The sequence below is a fragment of the Rhodococcus sp. KB6 genome, assembly GCF_001445685.1.
Taxonomy (GTDB): domain Bacteria; phylum Actinomycetota; class Actinomycetes; order Mycobacteriales; family Mycobacteriaceae; genus Rhodococcus_F; species Rhodococcus_F qingshengii.
Map to the genome: position 1 here is coordinate 35,660 of NZ_LNAK01000099.1, position 17,907 is coordinate 53,566.

Here is a 17,907-nt window from a genome sequence, read left to right on the forward strand (position 1 = left end):
GAGTGCAGGACACTGCACGCATGCGCGGAATCATTCTGGCCGGTGGCACCGGGTCGCGGTTGCACCCGATCACCCTCGGAGTGAGCAAGCAACTCTTGCCTGTCTACGACAAGCCGATGATCTACTACCCGCTCTCCACTCTCATGCTCGCCGACATTCGCGACATCTTGATCATCACGACCCCACACGACGCCGAACAATTCCGCCGGGTTCTCGGCGACGGCTCACAATTCGGCGTCAACCTCACCTATGCAGTGCAACACGAACCGAACGGCCTCGCAACGGCATTCACCCTCGGCGCAGAGCACATCGGATCCGACTCCGTGGCGCTCGTCCTCGGCGACAACATCTTCTACGGCCCCGGCCTCGGAACCCAACTCAGGCGTTTCTCCGACATCGACGGCGGAGCCGTATTCGCTTACTGGGTCTCGAATCCGACCGCCTACGGCGTCGTCGAATTCGACGACTCGGGTCGCGCCGTGTCCATCGAGGAAAAGCCGACGTCACCGAAATCCAATTACGCAGTCCCCGGCCTTTATTTCTACGACAGCGACGTCGTGGACATCGCACGCACTCTGAAGCCCTCTGCGCGTGGTGAATACGAAATCAGCGACATCAATCAGCACTATCTCGAAGCTGGCAAACTTTCTGTCGATGTCCTCCCCCGCGGAACCGCGTGGCTCGACACCGGCACACCCGATTCCCTGCTCGAGGCAGCGAACTACGTGCGGACCATCGAACACCGCCAAGGCCTCAAGATCGGTTCCCCTGAAGAGGTTGCGTGGCGTCAAGGATTCATCAGCTCCGACCAATTGCGCACTCAGGCAGAAGCATTGGGCAAATCCGGGTACGGCAACTACCTACTCGAGCTGCTCGAGCACGGCAAGGAATGGTGACGTGGAAATCCGTCCACTGAAGATCGCCGGAGCTTGGGAAATTACGCCGACGCAGTTCGGCGACAACCGCGGTGTCTTTCTCGAATGGTTCAAAAGCTCCGCCTTCACCGCCGCGACCGGCCGTACTCTCGACCTCGCGCAGGCCAACTGCTCGGTCTCCGAAGCCGGTAGCCTCCGCGGGATCCACTTCACCGACAATCCGCCCGGACAGGCGAAGTACATCACCTGCGTGAAAGGTGCCTTCCTCGACGTTGTCGTAGACCTGCGCGTCGGATCACCGACCTTCGGCGAGTGGGATGCGGTGGTGATCGACGACGTCGATCGACGAGCGGTGTTCCTGGAGGAAGGCCTCGGCCACGCGATCCTTTCACTCGAAGACGGATCGACAGTGATGTACCTGTGCAGCATCGAATACTCGCCCCACCTGGACCGCGACCTCGATCCCTTCGATCCGGAACTCGAGATCGAATGGCCGAGAACAGACCGTAAGGGCAACCCTCTGACCTACGAGCTCTCCGCAAAGGACGCTGCCGCGCCGTCCCTGGCGACGCTCCGCGCGGACGGCATGTTGCCCGGTTTTGTGGCCGAAGATTCGCCGAATCGGTAATCTTCACCTTTCACGACTCGATGGCATGACACCGGCGGGACGGACGGCTGGATGACCAAACGTGCGAGCAGACGCGGCCTGTGGACGGCCGTCGTTCTCGCAGCCGGCCTCGGTGGTCTCGCGCTGGTCGCACCGCCCCTGACTCCGGGAACGATCGAGTCCGCACCGGTCACCGTCATCACGACCACCCCACCCGCGCCGGTTGTTCCACTCACCCCGGAGGAGCTCTCGGCCCGGGTGGTCCCCACCATCGTCACCATCACGGCGCCGGCCGGATTCACCACCACTGCTGGGACCGGGATCGTGCTCTCCCCTGACGGAGTGGTGCTCACGAATCACCACGTCATCAGCGGAGCTTCGGACGTCACTGCCGTCAGCATGTCCAACGGGCTGATCTACGACGCCGAGATCCTCGGGTACGACAGCGTCAGCGATCTTGCCGTCCTTCGACTCGCGGGCGCTGACGATCTGCCGGTGGCTGTGGTCGGCAAATCAGCAGAAGCCGCTCGCGGGGACTCCGTCACCGCAATCGGAAATGCGGAAGGCGGCGGAGTACCCGTCCCTGCTCCCGGCGTCATCACCAACCTCGGTGTCACCGTCAACACCCGCAACGTGTCCGACGGATCGCGAAACCAGTTGAAGGGCCTCATCGAGGTCGACGCGGACATCCGGCCTGGCGATTCCGGTGGCCCCCTGGTCAACGCCGTTGGCGAGCTGATCGGCGTCAGCAGCGCGGGCAACGCCGTCACCGACCGCACCGAAACCTCACCGGCGCCTCAGTCCTACGCGATACCGATCGACACCGCACTACCGATCGTCGAGCAGGTACTCGGCGGCCGCTCCTCCGAGACCGTGCGTGTGGGACCGACACCCGTACTCGGTGTCGCGGTGAAGGATCACGCGGACATGCCGGCCGGCGCCGAAGTTGTTGCCGTGAGCTTCGATTCGCCGGCCGAGCGGGTGGGGCTGACCAAAGGTGCGGTCATCACCGAGTTCGGTGGCAGCCGGATCGCGTCGTCCGCTGATCTCAACGCGGCGATGAGCTCGCGCCGCCCCGGCGACACCGTCGCGGTGACGTGGGTGGACGCAACCGGGCAACCCGGGACCGGTTCGCTGGTCCTCGACGAGGGGCCACCTCGCTAGTCGTACAGGGCGCCAGCCGTGAAAGCATCGTGGCATGACCACGGTTCTCCTGCTCACCTGTGACGGCGCCGCCCGCGAGGCGGATGTCGAAAGCAAACTCGTCATGGAAGCTCTCACCTCCTACGGCATCGCGTCGACGATGGCGCCGTGGTCGAGCCCGTCCCTCCTCGATATCGACGCCGACCTGGTTCTGATCCGGTCGACCTGGGACTACACCCAGCGCCTCGACGAATTTCTCGCCGTTCTCGATCAGCTGACCGCTCCGATCGCCAATCCACTCTCGATCGTGAAGTGGAACGCACACAAGGGATACCTCACCGAACTTGCCGCGGCCGGCGTACCTATCGTCCCAACCGCTGTGATCGCTGCCGGACAGAGCGAAACACTCACCCTCCCTTCGTTCGAGGGTGCCGACGTCATCGTCAAGCCGGCAGTGTCCGCCGGCGCTGTCGGAGTGGGAAAGTTTGCCTCGGGGTCCGCGCAGGCCCACGCTCACCTCAGCTCGATCCTCGAGAGTGGCAACGACGCGTTGGTCCAGCCATTCGTCTCGGACGTCGTCGACGGCGAGCGCTCGATCATCCACATCGGCGGACGCTACTCGCACGCTGTCCGGAAGATCCCGGCCGCCAACGACTTCCGCGTGCAGGAATTTCACGGCGGAACCAACCACCTCCACCAACCGTCCGCCGCCGAACTCGCGGTGGCCGACGCAGCACTGGCCGCGACCCCATGCGGCCCCGGCGAATTGCTTTATGCACGTGTGGACGTCGTGGGCCCGGTGGATCAACCACTGCTCATGGAAGTGGAATTGATCGAGCCAGAACTCTTTCTGCCATTCGCCCCTGGATCTGCCGACGCCCTCGCACGGGCAGTTGTCGCGTCACTAGGTCGGTGACGCGCCACGGAGTGCCTTCTTGTCGATCTTCCCCAAAGCAGTGAGCGGCAGCGCTTCCAGAATCGAAATCTCCTTGGGCGCCCAGATCGGACCCTTGTGCGATCTCACGTGCGCGATGAGTTGATCGGGTGTGACCGACCATCCCGTCTTCAGTACGACTGCGGCGGTAACAGCTTCTCCCCATTGAGAATCGGGGACACCGAATACCGCACATGCTGCCACCGCGGGATGATGTCCGAGTGAGTCCTCGACTTCGCGCGGGTAGACGTTGAATCCACCACTGATGATCGTGTCTTTGATGCGGTCGACGATCGAGATGAGCCCACTTTCGTCGATTCGAGCAACGTCGCCGGTGTGCAACCACCCATTCGCGAGCGCTGCAGCGGTTTGTTCAGGTTTGTTCCAATAGCCGTCCATCACGAGCGGACCTCGCACACAAAGCTCGCCGGGTACGCCCGTCGCCGTCTCGTTTCCCTGCTCGTCAAGCAACACCACTTCGACACCTGGCATCGCGCGCCCACAACTCCCCAAAACTGCGGGATCGTCCGTGTGCTCACGTGTATCGAGTACCGTCAACGCATTCGGGGCTTCGGCCTGACCGTAATGCTGGCTCAGGATCGGCCCGAACACCGCCCCTGCCTGCTCGAGCCTGGTGGGGTCGATGGGTGCAGCACCGTAAAGCATCCAGTTCAGCCCAGACAGATTCGCATCCGACAGGCGTGGATGGTCGAGTAAGGCATAGAGCATCGTGGGAACCACGAATGTAGCTGTGACTCCGCCATTTTCGATGGCGTCGACAACTCTGTCCGGGTCGAACGACCTGTGCAACTCGAAGCTTGCACCTCGCAGCAGACCGGGTGCGACGAGCAGACCGGCAGCATGAGACATCGGCGTAGTGAGCAGCATGGTGGTTTCAGCCGGCCACTCCCACGTGGTGCAGGCCCAGGCATTGGCGACCAAGGATCGGTCCCTGAGCATGACGCCTTTCGGCTCACCGGTGGTTCCACCGGTGTAGAAGAGATACAAAGCTCGACCCTGACCGCCTAAGCCTGAACCTATTCCCGCCGTACCCAATTCACACGCTGATTCGAGGGCTGACAGTGACATCACTCGAGTCTGTGCCGCTTCGGCGCGTACCTGGAACTGTCCGTCGGCAACCAACAGGAGATCGGTACCACTGTCTTTCAGCACCATCCTGTCGTTCTCTTCGGTCGCGAGCGGATGGAGTGCCGTGTAGCGCACGCCCGCCAGACACGCCGCGGCCATGACCGTGAATGCTTCAGGACACGGCCCCGCAAGCAGGGCGACCCCGGCTCCGTCCGGCAGAGCGAAGCTACTGAGGACACCTGCAATCCGCTCGATCTGTTCCGCAGTCTGCCAATATGTCAGCTCGGCCCGATCACCGTTCCGATCCGTGAATCGAAACGCGATGTGGTCTGGTCGGCGTCGCAGCGCCGACAGAATCAGATCCGCATATCCCGCTTGCACCTGCAAGCCTGGCGCCATCGGTTCATCGTTCATGATGTCCGCGTTCATCGTGGCCCTCCCAAGATCGTGACCGCGGCGACGGCTTCCTCGATGCCGTAGAGACCTCCGCCGTTCTCTGCGACCGCGATTCGAGCACCCGGAACTTGTCGCCGCCCTGCTTGTCCACGCAACTGCGTGACAAGTTCGAAGACCTGCGCCAGTCCCGTTGCCGAGACCGGATGACCACGGGACTCGAGCCCACCTGACGGATTGACCGGACGCACGCCTCCCAACGAACTCGCACCGGACGCCGACCACGCGCCGCCCTCACCGATCGGGCAGAACCCCAGATTCTCGACCTGCTGCACTTCACCGAAGGCCGTGGCGTCGTGGACCTCTGCCACATCCACATCGCCTGGCCCGACTCCGGCTTCCTCGTATGCGCTCATTGCTGCACGGCGACCGATGTGACTCTCCACGTCATCTGCGGTCCGATCCGTGCCTGACACCAAGCTGCAACCGAGTACCTGCGCCGCCCGCCGAGAGGAATCGTGCCTTCGAGCAAAGTCCGCACTGGTCACAATGACCGCCGCTGCACCGTCACTGACGGGCGAGCACATCGGAACTGTCAGAGGCCACGCGACTCGCCTTGCGGCAAGCACCTCTTCGACGCTGAAGAGTTTGCGAAAGTGCGACCGCGGATTGTGCACGGAATGCGCATGATTTTTGGCTGCTACGGACGCGAGCTCGAACTCGGTGGTTCCGAATCTCTCCATGTGCGCCCGGGCAAGAGAAGCGTAGATCTCCATGAACACCGACCGCTCACCCTGCGATCCGAGTGCATCCGGCAGCGGAGCGGACAGCGAAGCAAGGCCCGCGAGCGTCTCGTCGCGATGCGCAACGTCGAGTGCACCGTCGAACACCTCCAGACTTCGAGCCGGATCCGAGCACACCAGCTTGTCCACCCCGACCGCCAACGCGACCTCGGACAGACCGGCGCGAACGTGGGCGATCGCCAGCCAGAGTGCAGTCGCGCCGCCGGCGCAGGCATTTTCGACATTGACGACCGGGACTCCCCCGAAACCGTATGGCCTCAAGGCAATCTGGCCTGGGATCATGTGCTGCCGGTCGATCGCCTTCTGGCTGACTGTCGCGTAGAAGACCGCACCGACGTCACCGCGGGTCAGGCCCGCGTCTTCGACGGCATCGATCGCCGCACGCCCCGCCAATTCCGAGGCCGCGGTATCCGCGTGCCGCCCGAAGAGAGTCGCGCCGACACCGAGAACCATGACTTCGCCGCTCACGCCACCACTCGATTCCTCAATACACCGAGGCCGGTGACCTCGAGTTCGACTACGTCTCCCGGTTCCAGGAACCGCCCGTGCTCCAAGCCGCATCCACTCGGCACGGTGCCGGAACAGAAGACTTCACCCGGGTACAGCCGCGTGGAAGTCGAAGCGAACGAAATCACGTCCTCGAAACGATGGTCCATGTCGGCGCTGGTTCCTCGGCTCACCTCGTCTCCGTTGATTCTCGCGGTCATCTCGAGTTGGTAGGGGTCACCGACTTCGTCGGCCGTCACGATCCAGGGCCCGAGGACATTCGCGTTCGAAAAGTCCTTGCTCTTACTGAGACCGAGTCCGGTGGAGATCTCCTCGAGCTGAGTATCGCGGGCGCTGAAATCGTTGAAGATGGTGTAACCGAAGATATGCGCAGGGGCATCCGCGCGTGAGATGTCGGTTCCACCGCGCCCCAGCACACAGGCGAATTCGAGTTCGTAATCGCGCAGGCTCGAGTACTCGGGCCACACGACGTCAGATTTGTGTCCGGTCACCGCCAATCGGTTCGCTATGTAATACAGCGGGCGCTCCAACTGGATCTTCGGCAGTTCGACGTCCTCGAGTGCGACCCCTTGAATTCGGGCGCGAGCGTTGCGGAAGTGATCCATGAAGCAGCCGAAGTCTCGGATCTGGACCGGCTGAGGAAGCGGCGACATCCAGCGCACATCACCTGCGTCGACGATTGCACTTGCCGGCGGCTCGTCTGCGAGCCGATCCAGGGTCTCCCGTGCCGCCGGACCACCTTCGATGATGGTTTGCATGGTTTCCAGTTCTGGAGCCGGTTTTCCCGTCACATCATGATGAGCTCGCTCGAGTAACAACAGTTGCTCGCCGCTGCCCGTCACCAGAGCCGTCTGCTGAGTCTTTTCGTATTCGACGGTCGCAAGTTTCACTGTGAGTCAATACCTTTCACTGAATTGTTCGTTAGGTGAGGCAGGAATTTTGCTCAGACGAACGCGACCACACGAGCCGGGGCAGCGCTGGCTCGCGCAAGCTTGATCGGGAAAAACGCCACGTGAAATCCCGAGGGCGGAAGCGCGGCGAGGTTCGCCAGTTGCTGAACGATGAATACTTCACGTTCGCGTCCGGCCCGGTGCCCGTCCCAGAGAACCGAGTTGTCCCCGGTGTCACGAAATTTCTGCGCCATGACTGCAAAGCTCAAGTCCCAGCCGGCAGCGTCGGTGCCCAGCACCTTCGCGCCTTGCTCGGCGAGAAACAGCGTGCCTTCGCGACTCATCCCTGGATACTGAAAGAACCCTGGATCAGCCAAGGTGAAGCTCTCTTGTCCGGTACGGAGCAACACGGCACCACCCTGGGGAACGGACGCACCGTTTTCCGCCAGGGCAGCTTTCAGCGCGTCCACCGAGATCGGCTGATTCGCCTCGCACCGGCCGCGCAGGTCGAGCACCACTGTCTCGCAGAACAATTCATCCAACGCGATGTCTGTGATCGTGCGAGAAGGCTTACCCTCCGAGGTTGATCCGTAGTGCAACGGCGCGTCGACGTGTGTGCCCAGATGACTGTTGAACTCACTCAACATCTCCGATCCCCACCCCTCACCGTCCGGAAGATCATGAACTCCGCACTGCAGTGCTGCCGCGAACTCGTCGCGTCCGGCACCTGCGGGGTGCGAGTAGGTCACCGAGGGGGCAACGACGGAAGCCAGTGCCTTCAAACCCTCGGGGAGCAATTCCCGATCGGCCGGATCGAGAGTTCTAGTCAGATCGATGAGTTCCATGTCCGCCCATTCCGTTAAGTTATTGGACGCTCAGCATAGAACTGGACGATCAACATAGGCAAGAGGGTGTCGCGAGAGGAATACGGCCGGCCGATGGCCGGCCTCGTAGCATGAGTGCGGTGCGCAGGTCTCGGCCCCGACGGGCGCGTCGACGTCACCGCGTGCCGGAATTGGCTGCACTCGAGAACGAAAGAAGGCAGGAACACCGAATGGCGTCGACACGCAAGCAGGAGATTTCCGAGGAAACCAGACGGCGACTGGTGAAAGCCGCGGCCGAACTGGCTGCCGAAGGCGGGTCGACCGCGATGTCCGTACAAGCCGTGGCAGAAAGATCCGGTATCAGCAGAGGGTCCGTGGCCTGGCACTTCGGATCGAAGGACGGGCTTCTACGAGCCGTCGTCGAGGACGCATTCCGGTGGGGCATGGAAAAGCTACGCGCAGAGTTGGCATCATCCTCGGCGACTGGAATCGAAGCATTGATCGAAGCCAACTTCGTACTGATGTCATACCCCGAGGCACGAATTTTCTCGACCATCTTGATCGAAGCCGTGATTCCCGGGTCCACCATCCGCGAGACCTACGCAGAGCAGTACGTCGCAATGCGAACGCTGTACGCGGACTACCTGCGTTCGATCGACACCCCGGTCGCCAATCCGGAGTTGGTTGCCGTCACCCTTCTGGCCGGCACTCTCGGGATCAACCTCCAACATCGCCTCGATCCCGACAACGTCGATCGACGTTCAGCAGTAACCGAGCTCGAATCGATCTATGCCCGCGCGATGGCACCTACCACAACGTCAGGACACGAGAATCCCTAACCGGACCGGAAGTTCAACTTCCCGAACAACTTTCGCCCGCGACCTGGGGCGGGACCGCATCCAGCCTGGCGCGAATGAACCTGGCAACGTCACGTAGCGCAGCCCGGCTCTCCGGCAAGCCAGGCCAGACGGCGGGAAACGCGTGAACCTGGCCGTTCCAGATCTGCAGCGAGCACGGCACCCCCGCGGCGGCGAGCCGTTGCGCCATCACCTCCGAATCGACTCTGAGCACCTCGGATTCGGCGGCGATCAGCAACGACGGCGGCAGAGCGGCCAGATCGCCGTCGACGGGTGAGTTCGTCTGTCCGCCAAGCTTTCCGATCGCCATCAATGCCGACACCGGGGCGATCACGTCGCGTCGAGCGTTGGCGTGGACTGATTTGGTGGTGCAATCGAGATCGAGGAGAGGTGAGAGCCCGACAAGACCGGCCGGAACCTCGAGCCCCGCGGAAACAGCTGCAAGTGCCGTCGCGAAGACCAGAAAGCCTCCGGCCGAATCGCCAACGAAGACAACCTTTTCCGGCAAGGCTCCCTGTTCGAGGAGCCACCGGTATGCATCGAGACAGTCGTCGACGGACCCGCTGATGCTCGTGCTCGGCAACTGTCGATATGCGATGTGCAGGACCGGAAGGCCGGTTCGCTTGGCGATGCTTGCAACGACCGGCCGATGCGTGTTGAGCCCGCAGCACATGAACCCGCCGCCGTGCAGGTAGAGAACAACACCGTCGCGCAGATCAGCCGTCGAGCCTGCCGTCCGCACGAGTTCACCGTCGAAACCTGGAAAGCGAATCGCTTCCCGATCGATCCCGGACGGAATGCGTACACCCGCGGCCGAGTCCAGCACTGCGGCGCGGCGCATGGCGCCAGGCGTCAGCGGCGCGATCCCGACCACGGGCCGAAGCATCCATCGACACGCGTTGTAGAGGACCTGCGATTCGATACTCGGCCTGCCGTATCGAGTTCCGGTCCTTCGACTGACTGTCGGCAACAGAGACATCTGTCCAGATTAGAAGCGATCAGGCACCGAAGAGGTCGACTTCGTCGAGATCGTCGACGATCGTGACCTTTCGTTTCCGTCCGCCGATGACCTTGCCCAGACCGCGCAGTCCACCGGACTGAGCTTTCGGGGCGGGTTCGATGCGCTGCGGCGCAACTCTTGTCCGCGCTGCGCGCTGAACAGGCTTTGGGGCGGGGGCTGCTGCAGGTGCCGCGGGTTCGGGAACCTCGGCTGGAACCACCGCTTCCGGCTCCACGAAGCCCTGAGCAACCGGGGCCTCGGGCGCGACCTCAGCGGCTTCCTCGACCTCCGCCACCTGCTCCACCTGCACCGGTCCGTCGATCACCGGGATGTCAGACGCCCAGCGGACCCGATACTCGAGGCCGCGCGACGCCAGTTCACGTGCGAGATCGCCATGCCAGACCCCGTCTTCGCCGTCGCCGTATACCCGTGCGTCGGAACTGACCCAGATCACGTCGACGCCCGGGTTCCGGTCGGCGAGATCGAGCACGGTCAGCCAGTTCAGCGTCGCCGGATATCCGTCTCGCTTCTTCTTGTCGGTATAGGGCCGACGCAGCGAGATCGCCCTCTCGGCCACCTCGAGATGCGACACGTCGACTGGATCGACCACTTCGACGCCGATCGCCACGAGGTCTTCGATCACGTCGTCGACGTAGCCGTCGGCCTTGTCGTGAGCCGCGTCGACAAATCTCGTGAGGTCACGCCGCAACCCCAGTCGGTCGTACATGCGCGCCTGGACGCTCAGAGCCGCGATCATCTCCGCCGATTCCTCGCGGTAGCGGCTTGCAACCTCGAGGACGACCAATCGCGGCACGACGACGCGGTGTCCGAGCGCGCGAGCGTCGGCGACGGCAGTGTCGAACCGTGCACCCCTGGTCAGGGCCGAAGAATCGAGAACGATGATCATGGGCTCGATTCTCTCTCGAGAAACCGGACGAATGCGCTAATCCACCCCGAACCGTTACTTGATCTTGAAGATCACTGCCCGCTGAACGATGAAGTTGATAACCGTCGCGGTGCCCTGCGCGATGACGAAGGCCAGCGGCATGCGCCACCACTCGTCGGCGAGCACATGCACCATCAGCGCGTTGAGCCCGACCTGAACCGCAAAAGTGACCGCGTACAGCACGACAACAGCGATGAAGCGGGCGCGAGAAGGCTCGGCCTTGAACGTCCACCGCCGGTTGATCAGATACGCCGTCGTAGTGCCGGCGATAAAGCTGATCGACTTGGCCACGCTCAGATCGAGGCCGACGACCTTGAACAGGAATGCGTACAGCCCGTAGTCCACGACCGCCGACAGCCCACCCGTCGCGACGAACCGGACGATCTGCGTTTTCAGGTCCAACGCGTCGTCGGCGATGTCCGTCGTGACAGGAATCTCGACGGGCAGCGGGACGTGGGGTTCGTGCTGGTGACTTGCAGGTGTTTCGGGCACGACGACGAGAGTAACCACTCGAGTCGGAGCCGTCGGCACTACTCCCAGGTAACCTCTACCTTGATGTCCACGACAGCAGAAGAGACGCCGCAGCCGGCTCTCCACACCCAAGCCCGCACCCTCACCGGTTGGGGACGCACCGCCGCCACCACTGCACAGGTGCTGTCCACCCCCGACGTGGAAGTGATCGCCAACGCGGTCGCCCAGGTTGCGGAACAGAACGATTCCAAGCCCTCGCATCTGCGACGCGGTGTCATCGCGCGTGGCCTCGGCCGCTCGTACGGTGACCCGGCGCAGAACGCCGGCGGGCTGGTCATCGACATGAATGCACTCAGCCGCATTCACCGCATCGATCGCGACACCGCTCTGGTGGACGTCGACGCCGGCGTGAATCTGGATCAGCTGATGAAGGCTGCTCTGCCGTTCGGCCTGTGGGTTCCGGTCCTGCCGGGTACTCGTCAGGTCACGATCGGCGGCGCCATCGGCTCGGATATCCACGGCAAGAACCACCACAGCGCGGGCAGCTTCGGCAACCACGTCGTGTCGTTGGATCTGCTGACGGCCGACGGCAAGGTTCGCACGCTCACCCCCAAGGGCGGGCGCAACGACCCGAAGGCCGCACTGTTCTGGGCCACGATCGGCGGCATGGGCCTGACGGGCATCATCTTGCGGGCAACCATCAAGATGACACCGACCGAGACGGCGTACTTCATCGCCGACGGCGACGTCACCAACAGCCTCGACGAGACCATTGCGCTGCACAGTGACGGCAGTGAGGCCAACTACGAGTATTCGAGCGCGTGGTTCGACGCGATTTCCGCGCCCCCGAAGCTCGGCCGTGCGGCAGTCTCGCGCGGATCTCTGGCGAAGCTCGACCAGCTTCCGGCCAAGCTGCAGAAGAACCCGCTCGCCTTCGACGCACCGCAGTTGTTGACGTTCCCCGACGTCTTCCCCAACGGGCTGGCCAACAAGTTCAACTTCACCGCGATCGGTGAGGTCTGGTTCCGCAAGTCCGGCAAGTACCGCGGCAAGGTCCAAAATCTGACGCAGTTCTACCACCCGCTCGACATGTTCGGTGAGTGGAACCGGGCGTACGGATCCAACGGATTCCTGCAGTACCAGTTCGTGGTTCCGCCGGAGGCCGTCGACGAATTCAAGAAGATCATCGTCGACATCCAGCGCAGCGGGCACTACTCGTTCCTCAACGTGTTCAAGCTCTTCGGCGAAGGCAATCAGGCGCCGCTGAGCTTCCCGATCCCGGGCTGGAACATCTGCGTCGACTTCCGCATCAAGCCGGGCCTGAACGAGTTCGTCACCGAACTCGACAAGCGTGTCCTCGAATTCGGCGGACGCCTGTACACGGCCAAGGACTCGCGGACGTCCGCAGAAACCTTCCACGCCATGTACCCGCGTATCGACGAGTGGATCGCGACGCGCCGCAAGTACGACCCCACAGGCGTTTTCGCCTCCGATATGTCCAGAAGGCTGGAACTGTGATCAACGCTGTAGGTAACCCGCAAACCGTTTTGCTTCTCGGTGGAACCTCCGAGATCGGCCTCGCCATCTGTGAGGAGTACCTGAAGAAGGCGCCGCTCCGCGTCGTTCTGGCGGCACTCCCCGGCGATCCGGGACGCGAAGCTGCGGTCAAGCAGCTCGAAGCGAAGGGTGCCACCTCGGTGGAGCTCATCGACTTCGACGCCGTTGATTTCGAGTCGCATCCGAAGGTGATCGACCAGGCGTTCTCGAACGGTGACGTCGATGTCGCCATCGTCGCCTTCGCACTGGACGGTGACTCCGAAGAGCTGTGGCAGAACCAGCGCAAGGCCGTTCTGGTGGCAAACGTCAACTACACCGCTTCCGTCTCGGTCGGTGTTCTTCTCGGCGAGAAGATGAAGGCTCAGGGCTTCGGCAAGATCATCGCGATGTCGTCGGTTGCCGGCGAGCGCGTCAAGCGTGCCAACTTCGTCTACGGCTCCACCAAGGCGGGCCTCGACGGTTTCTACCTCGGACTCGGCGAGGCTCTCGCGGAATTCGGACCGCAGGTCACCGTCGTTCGCCCCGGCATGGTGCGCACGCAGTTCAGTGCCCACGTCAAGGAAGCTCCGCTGACGGTCAACAAGGACATCGTCGCGAAGCTCGCTGTTGCCGCCTCGGACAAGGGCAAGGAAATCGTCTGGACTCCCGGCCCGTGGCGCTTCGTCATGATGGGTCTTCGCCACGTGCCGCGCCCGATCTTCCGGAAGTTGCCGGTTTAAGCTCCTCCCGTGCCAGAAACAACAACTGCTCCGAGTACAGACCTTTCGACCCCGTCGCCGTGGCGTAATGCCGCGGCGACGGTGGTGGAAATGGCCCTCGGAGCGCTGGTCGCCGCTGTTGTAGCCGCTGTCGGGCTCTTTGCTTTCGGCCGAGTGCAGTGGCCGGCGTTCACCTCTTCCAATGTCACGCAGGCAGTCACGACGGTGCTGCAGGTGCTCTGCATCGCAGTGGTCGGTGTTGCGGTTCTGATGTTCCGCGCCCGCAAGGCCGAGCGGGTCGCAAAACTCCTCTCGTGGGCCGGGCTCTCCGGCTTCGTCACCACGACGCTCGGACTTCCCCTGGCCGCGACGAGTCTGTATCTGCACGGCGTCTCGGTCGATCAGCAGTTCCGGACCGAGTACCTGACCCGGCTGACGGATTCTGCTGCGCTGCAGGACATGACGTACGTGGATCTGCCGCCGTTCTACCCGGCCGGCTGGTTCTGGATCGGTGGACGCGTCGCGAACCTGCTGGGAATGGACGGCTGGGAAGCCTTCAAGCCCTACGCGATCGGCTCGTTGGCTGTCGTCGCCGTCGTTGCACTCGTGTTGTGGACCAAGCTGATTCGACGCGATTGGGCCGTCGTCGCGGCATTGGCCGTCACTGCCGTCGTGTTGGCGTACAACTCCCCCGAGGCGTACGGCGCCGTCATCAACCTCCTGATCCCGCCAGTGCTGATCCTCGCGTGGGGCGCATTGGACCGACCGGGGGCATCTCGATTTGCCGGAGCCGGCGCAATACTCGGAACCGGCCTGTTCCTCGGTTTCGCCGCAACGGTCTACACGTTGTACCTCGCCTTTGCCGCCTTCTCAGTCACTTTGATGGCCGTCGTCGCAGCAGTAATGGCAGCGAAGGCCAAAAACACGTGGAAGGCAGCGCTGAATCCGCTGATCCGACTGGTAGTGATCGCCGCGATCGCAGGGGTAGTGGCCCTCACGGTCTGGACTCCGTACCTGTTGAAAGCACTTTCAGGGGCAACTTCCGAATCCGGCACGGCATTCCACTATCTTCCCGATTCCGGTGCGGTGCTGCCCTTCCCGATGCTGAGCTTCACCCTTGTCGGTGGACTGTGCCTACTCGGCACGATCTGGCTGATTTCGCGGTTCCTGTTCTCCCGCCGCGCCCGAGCACTCGGTATCGGTGTCATTGCCGTGTACCTGTGGGCACTGCTGTCCATGACGTTCACCGTCGCCGGCAGTACGCTCCTCGGCTTCCGACTGGAGCCGGTCCTGATCGGACTCCTTGCCGCCGCCGGTGTGTTCGGTTTCTTCGAGTTCGCCGGTTGGATCGTGCTGGCCACCAGCGAAAATCCCCGCGTCAAAGCGGTACTGGTTGCACTCGGTGTCATCGGAGCCATCGCCTTCGCGCAGAACATCCCGCAGGTGCTGGCGCCGGATATCGCTGTGGCATACAGCGATACCGACGGTAACGGCGAGCGCGGCGACAAGCGGCCCCCGGGTGCCGAAGCCAATTACGCCGACATCGACCGGATCATTCGCGAGCAGTTGGGACGCGAACCCCATGACACGGTGGTCCTCACTGCCGACATCGGCTTCCTGAGCTTCTACCCGTACTTCGGCTTTCAAGGACTGACGTCGCACTACGCGAACCCGCTCGCCGATTTCCGTGCGCGCGCTGCGCTGATCGAGCAGTGGTCGGAGCTGAAGACGCCTGACGAACTGGTAACTGCGCTGGACTCGGCGCCGTGGCGCAGCCCCGACGCCTTCGTCTTCCGCCAGGGCGCCGACGGGTACACGCTGCGGTTGGCAGAGGACGTCTACCCCAACGACCCGAACGTCCGCCGCTACACGGTCACGTTCCCCAAGGAACTGTTCGACGATCCTCGTTTCACCGTGACCGAGCAGGGGCCGTTTGTGGTCGTTACCCGCTCTGACGCAATCTAACCAGGAGATACGTCACAAAAGGCTTACCGTCGGGGTCGTTGACGCGACCCCGACGCACCCCTAACTTCATACCGTGCCCCGAACCGATGCCCGAGCGGCGATGATCGATGCAGCCGAGCGTCTGGTTGCCGAGCGAGGTCTGGCCGCTCTGACTCTTCGTGATGTTCAGACCGAAGCCGGGCAGGCCAACAAATCGGCTGCGCAGTATCACTTCGGGTCACGTGAAGGTTTGCTGGCGGCCGTCGTCGAGTCCAGAATGCGACCTGCCGGTGAGCGTCGTCGTGAGTTGCTCGACACGATCGATCTCGACGCGAATCCACCGACGATGCGTGCCCTCGTCGAGGCTCTCGTCCTGCCGTTGGCGGAACAGACCATCTACCGCGAGGGCACGTTGTACGCGCGGTTCCTGGTGCAGTCGATCTTCGACCCGGCGATGTCGTCGACTATCCGTGACCACATGCAGGCCGAGAGTTTCCGCGAAGTTCAGCGGCGGATAGTCGCTGCGTCCTCGTTACCGGCAGAGATCGCCGAACTTCGGGCGGGAACTCTGACCGTGCTCACCGTCGTCACTTTTGCCACGTGGGAAGGCCGCGTCGACAGCCGCGAACGTGCTCACGTGATTGTTGCCGACCTGATCGAAAGTTGCCTCGGAGCACTCTCGGCCCCGGCTGCGCAAATCTGACACGCTGTCCGGCGAGTTTGTTTCCGAAACTGCCGGGGTACTCAGCCCCTCCAAGCGCAGTCGAGCAAACGGCCGCATCAACCACCGGCGGGGTAGGTGATGACAGTGAGCGAACTCGTTGCGCAAAGCCGCGAGCTTGTACCGCATCGTGCAGTTCTCGATTCCGCAGAGCATGTTCTGGTCATTGCGCGCGGCAAACCGTTCGGGCGCGAACAGGCTTTCCATGAAGTGTTGAGCGTCGCGATTCGCAATCGCATCGAAGTACTCACTCTGGCAAGGGCTCTCATCGACGTGTCCGAGTCCCGCGACTACCGCGCGATCCCGACCGACACCGCGCACACTGTTGCGGTGCTCGAATGGGGCGAGCTACTCGAGATCCCCACCGAACACCACGAGAAGTCCAGGGCCGAGTCATCCGAGGACGTCGATGAATCGAGTGAACCCGACGATCCGATCGAACCCGAGTATCTGGTCGAGACCGACGTGGGCGGACGGGTCGTCTTCGTCGCCCTCGCGTTCACGATCGGCGGGATAGTCGGATTCTTCGCGCACGACTGGGCACTTCTGCTTCTGATCACCGCCGTGTACCTCGTGTGGATCGCGGCACGGTTGGTCGCGAAACTCGTCAGTGTTTCCCGTAGTGCCCACTGGGCGGACGCTTCGCCGATTCGTGGCGCCGATTCGACCACACGGAACGCGGAAAACTCCCACCATCACGCTGTTGCAGCGTGACGGCGGGAGCATCCGCTTTCGCTAAAGCCTCTGCGGTACACCGTAAGTGACGACGGTATCGCCATTCGACGTGACAGCCTTCGCGTACGGCCTGATGGTCACCGGACCGATTGCTCCCTGTACATAACCGTGAACTCCGGACAGACGGACAGCGGCTTCGGGACCGTCGAACTCCTGATCTTCGAGCAGCGCGACGTCGGTGATACCGCCCGGCGCCAGGTCGACGTCCAGTTCCTGCGACGGAATGATGTCACCACCGATGACGAACCCATTGGAAATATCCAGGCCCAGTTCGAAATCCGGAACCAGACCGATCCCGAGGTTCGTTCCACTCTCGACTGCCCAGTCGAGACCAGGACTGTTGAGAACGACCGTCGCGCCGGTCAGCGCGATGGGGTAACCGATCTGATAACCGATCGTCAGCTTCGTTCCGGTGAAGCTTGCCGCGTCCGGCCCGTCGATCTTCACGCCGGCAACCCCGTCGTGGAAGAACTCGACACTCAGCGGTGAGCTGTCGAGAGGCGGAAAGACGTGGATAGCGGTATCAGCCTGGAAGACTTCTATCCGATTCCCTTTGACGTCGGTGATCGAACTGGTGTTGTCAACGCCTGCCGACGCCGTCCCACCCCCCAGGACAACGGCCAACAAGGCCACTGCTCCTACTGCGCTACTACGAACTGCTGTCTTCGACATGCACAAGCACCATCCCATCCGGTATAGGCCCCGGACGTAGGTTCCAACTCTTCGTCGAGGATGGGATTCGTCGGGGCTGCCTGAACAAACGCGAGCAAGATCCTTGTTGCGATACCCCGGTCACGAACCCGTCAAACGGTGCACGAAAACATTACTTTCCGGACAAGTCGGGCGGACCGGTTTGTCCCGCTGACTGCGCCCGCTCGCGGACGCGAACCGTTTTGTTCGTTACTCTGACAGT

At 62.7% G+C, this 17,907-nt stretch carries 18 protein-coding genes; 10 read left to right on the top strand and 8 right to left on the bottom strand.

Going from position 1 to position 17,907, the window contains the following annotated elements; genetic code table 11:
* Nucleotides 1–20 precede the first annotated feature (20 nt).
* From rfbA to ASU23_RS12865, 4 genes are read left to right on the top strand one after another with little or no spacing between them, the layout of a single operon-like run.
* A complete protein-coding gene (gene rfbA / locus ASU23_RS12850) occupies nucleotides 21–896 on the top strand; it encodes a glucose-1-phosphate thymidylyltransferase RfbA (protein ID WP_003943968.1) in 876 nt (291 codons plus the stop codon).
* Between the two features lies 1 nt (nucleotide 897).
* Complete coding sequence (locus ASU23_RS12855) at nucleotides 898–1,503, top strand: dTDP-4-dehydrorhamnose 3,5-epimerase family protein (RefSeq protein WP_058038041.1); 606 nt, start codon at nucleotides 898–900, stop codon at nucleotides 1,501–1,503.
* 51 nt (nucleotides 1,504–1,554) lie between these two features.
* Nucleotides 1,555–2,646 carry a S1C family serine protease gene (locus tag ASU23_RS12860; protein ID WP_003943984.1) on the top strand — a complete coding sequence of 364 codons (1,092 nt, stop codon included), beginning with the start codon at nucleotides 1,555–1,557 and terminating at the stop codon, nucleotides 2,644–2,646.
* A 34-nt stretch (nucleotides 2,647–2,680) separates the two neighbouring features.
* Nucleotides 2,681–3,541 (top strand): RimK family alpha-L-glutamate ligase, encoded by an 861-nt coding sequence (locus tag ASU23_RS12865; protein ID WP_058038042.1) that lies wholly within the window; start codon nucleotides 2,681–2,683, stop codon nucleotides 3,539–3,541.
* Here ASU23_RS12865 and ASU23_RS12870 read toward each other — a convergent pair.
* From ASU23_RS12870 to ASU23_RS12885, 4 genes are read right to left on the bottom strand one after another with little or no spacing between them, the layout of a single operon-like run.
* Entirely contained in the window at nucleotides 3,530–5,077 is a 1,548-nt protein-coding gene (locus tag ASU23_RS12870) for an AMP-binding protein (RefSeq protein ID WP_058038043.1), read from the bottom strand. The two genes, ASU23_RS12865 and ASU23_RS12870, sit on opposite strands and share 12 nt — an antisense overlap.
* Complete coding sequence (locus ASU23_RS12875; protein ID WP_030535807.1) at nucleotides 5,074–6,312, bottom strand: thiolase family protein; 1,239 nt, start codon at nucleotides 6,310–6,312, stop codon at nucleotides 5,074–5,076. The genes ASU23_RS12870 and ASU23_RS12875 overlap by 4 nt, the downstream gene beginning before the upstream one ends.
* Nucleotides 6,309–7,241 (bottom strand): fumarylacetoacetate hydrolase family protein, encoded by a 933-nt coding sequence (locus ASU23_RS12880; protein WP_030535808.1) that lies wholly within the window; start codon nucleotides 7,239–7,241, stop codon nucleotides 6,309–6,311. Before ASU23_RS12880 ends, ASU23_RS12875 begins: the two co-directional genes overlap by 4 nt.
* Nucleotides 7,242–7,294: 53 nt before the next feature.
* The gene (locus ASU23_RS12885) at nucleotides 7,295–8,086 is read right to left on the bottom strand and encodes a cyclase family protein (protein ID WP_051649531.1); all 792 of its coding nucleotides are present in this window, start codon (nucleotides 8,084–8,086) and stop codon (nucleotides 7,295–7,297) included.
* 209 nt (nucleotides 8,087–8,295) lie between these two features.
* Between ASU23_RS12885 and ASU23_RS12890 the strand changes: the two genes are divergently transcribed.
* Nucleotides 8,296–8,904, top strand: coding sequence for a TetR/AcrR family transcriptional regulator (locus tag ASU23_RS12890; protein ID WP_172827057.1), 609 nt, complete (start codon nucleotides 8,296–8,298; stop codon nucleotides 8,902–8,904).
* Between the two features lie 13 nt (nucleotides 8,905–8,917).
* Here ASU23_RS12890 and ASU23_RS12895 read toward each other — a convergent pair whose 3' ends face one another.
* Genes ASU23_RS12895 through ASU23_RS12905 form a run of 3 tightly spaced genes read right to left on the bottom strand, consistent with a single transcriptional unit; the run spans nucleotide 8,918 to nucleotide 11,360 of the window.
* Nucleotides 8,918–9,901, bottom strand: coding sequence for an alpha/beta hydrolase (locus ASU23_RS12895; protein WP_030535811.1), 984 nt, complete (start codon nucleotides 9,899–9,901; stop codon nucleotides 8,918–8,920).
* A 19-nt stretch (nucleotides 9,902–9,920) separates the two neighbouring features.
* Nucleotides 9,921–10,829 (bottom strand): PIN domain-containing protein, encoded by a 909-nt coding sequence (locus tag ASU23_RS12900; RefSeq protein WP_058038045.1) that lies wholly within the window; start codon nucleotides 10,827–10,829, stop codon nucleotides 9,921–9,923.
* Nucleotides 10,830–10,883: 54 nt separating this feature from the next.
* The gene (locus tag ASU23_RS12905) at nucleotides 10,884–11,360 is read right to left on the bottom strand and encodes a GtrA family protein (RefSeq protein WP_073513418.1); all 477 of its coding nucleotides are present in this window, start codon (nucleotides 11,358–11,360) and stop codon (nucleotides 10,884–10,886) included.
* Between the two features lie 63 nt (nucleotides 11,361–11,423).
* On the opposite strand from ASU23_RS12905, the gene ASU23_RS12910 reads away from it, so the two are divergent.
* The 5 genes from ASU23_RS12910 to ASU23_RS12930 all read left to right on the top strand — a co-directional run bounded on the left by ASU23_RS12910 (nucleotide 11,424) and on the right by ASU23_RS12930 (nucleotide 16,973).
* Nucleotides 11,424–12,857: an FAD-binding oxidoreductase gene (locus ASU23_RS12910; protein WP_003943934.1), complete on the top strand. Its 1,434-nt coding sequence runs from the start codon at nucleotides 11,424–11,426 to the stop codon at nucleotides 12,855–12,857.
* Nucleotides 12,854–13,615 (top strand): decaprenylphospho-beta-D-erythro-pentofuranosid-2-ulose 2-reductase, encoded by a 762-nt coding sequence (locus tag ASU23_RS12915; RefSeq protein ID WP_007731800.1) that lies wholly within the window; start codon nucleotides 12,854–12,856, stop codon nucleotides 13,613–13,615. Before ASU23_RS12910 ends, ASU23_RS12915 begins: the two co-directional genes overlap by 4 nt.
* A gap of 90 nt (nucleotides 13,616–13,705) precedes the next feature.
* Nucleotides 13,706–15,559: a galactan 5-O-arabinofuranosyltransferase gene (locus ASU23_RS12920; protein ID WP_037131227.1), complete on the top strand. Its 1,854-nt coding sequence runs from the start codon at nucleotides 13,706–13,708 to the stop codon at nucleotides 15,557–15,559.
* Between the two features lie 73 nt (nucleotides 15,560–15,632).
* A complete protein-coding gene (locus ASU23_RS12925) occupies nucleotides 15,633–16,241 on the top strand; it encodes a TetR/AcrR family transcriptional regulator (protein WP_003943927.1) in 609 nt (202 codons plus the stop codon).
* A gap of 99 nt (nucleotides 16,242–16,340) precedes the next feature.
* Nucleotides 16,341–16,973 carry a hypothetical protein gene (locus tag ASU23_RS12930; protein WP_202022615.1) on the top strand — a complete coding sequence of 211 codons (633 nt, stop codon included), beginning with the start codon at nucleotides 16,341–16,343 and terminating at the stop codon, nucleotides 16,971–16,973.
* Nucleotides 16,974–16,994: 21 nt separating this feature from the next.
* Here the strand turns inward: ASU23_RS12930 and ASU23_RS12935 are convergent, their stop codons facing one another.
* On the bottom strand, nucleotides 16,995–17,684 hold the full coding sequence (locus ASU23_RS12935; protein WP_037126068.1) for an MspA family porin: 690 nt from the start codon (nucleotides 17,682–17,684) through the stop codon (nucleotides 16,995–16,997).
* Between the last annotated feature and the right edge of the window lie 223 nt (nucleotides 17,685–17,907).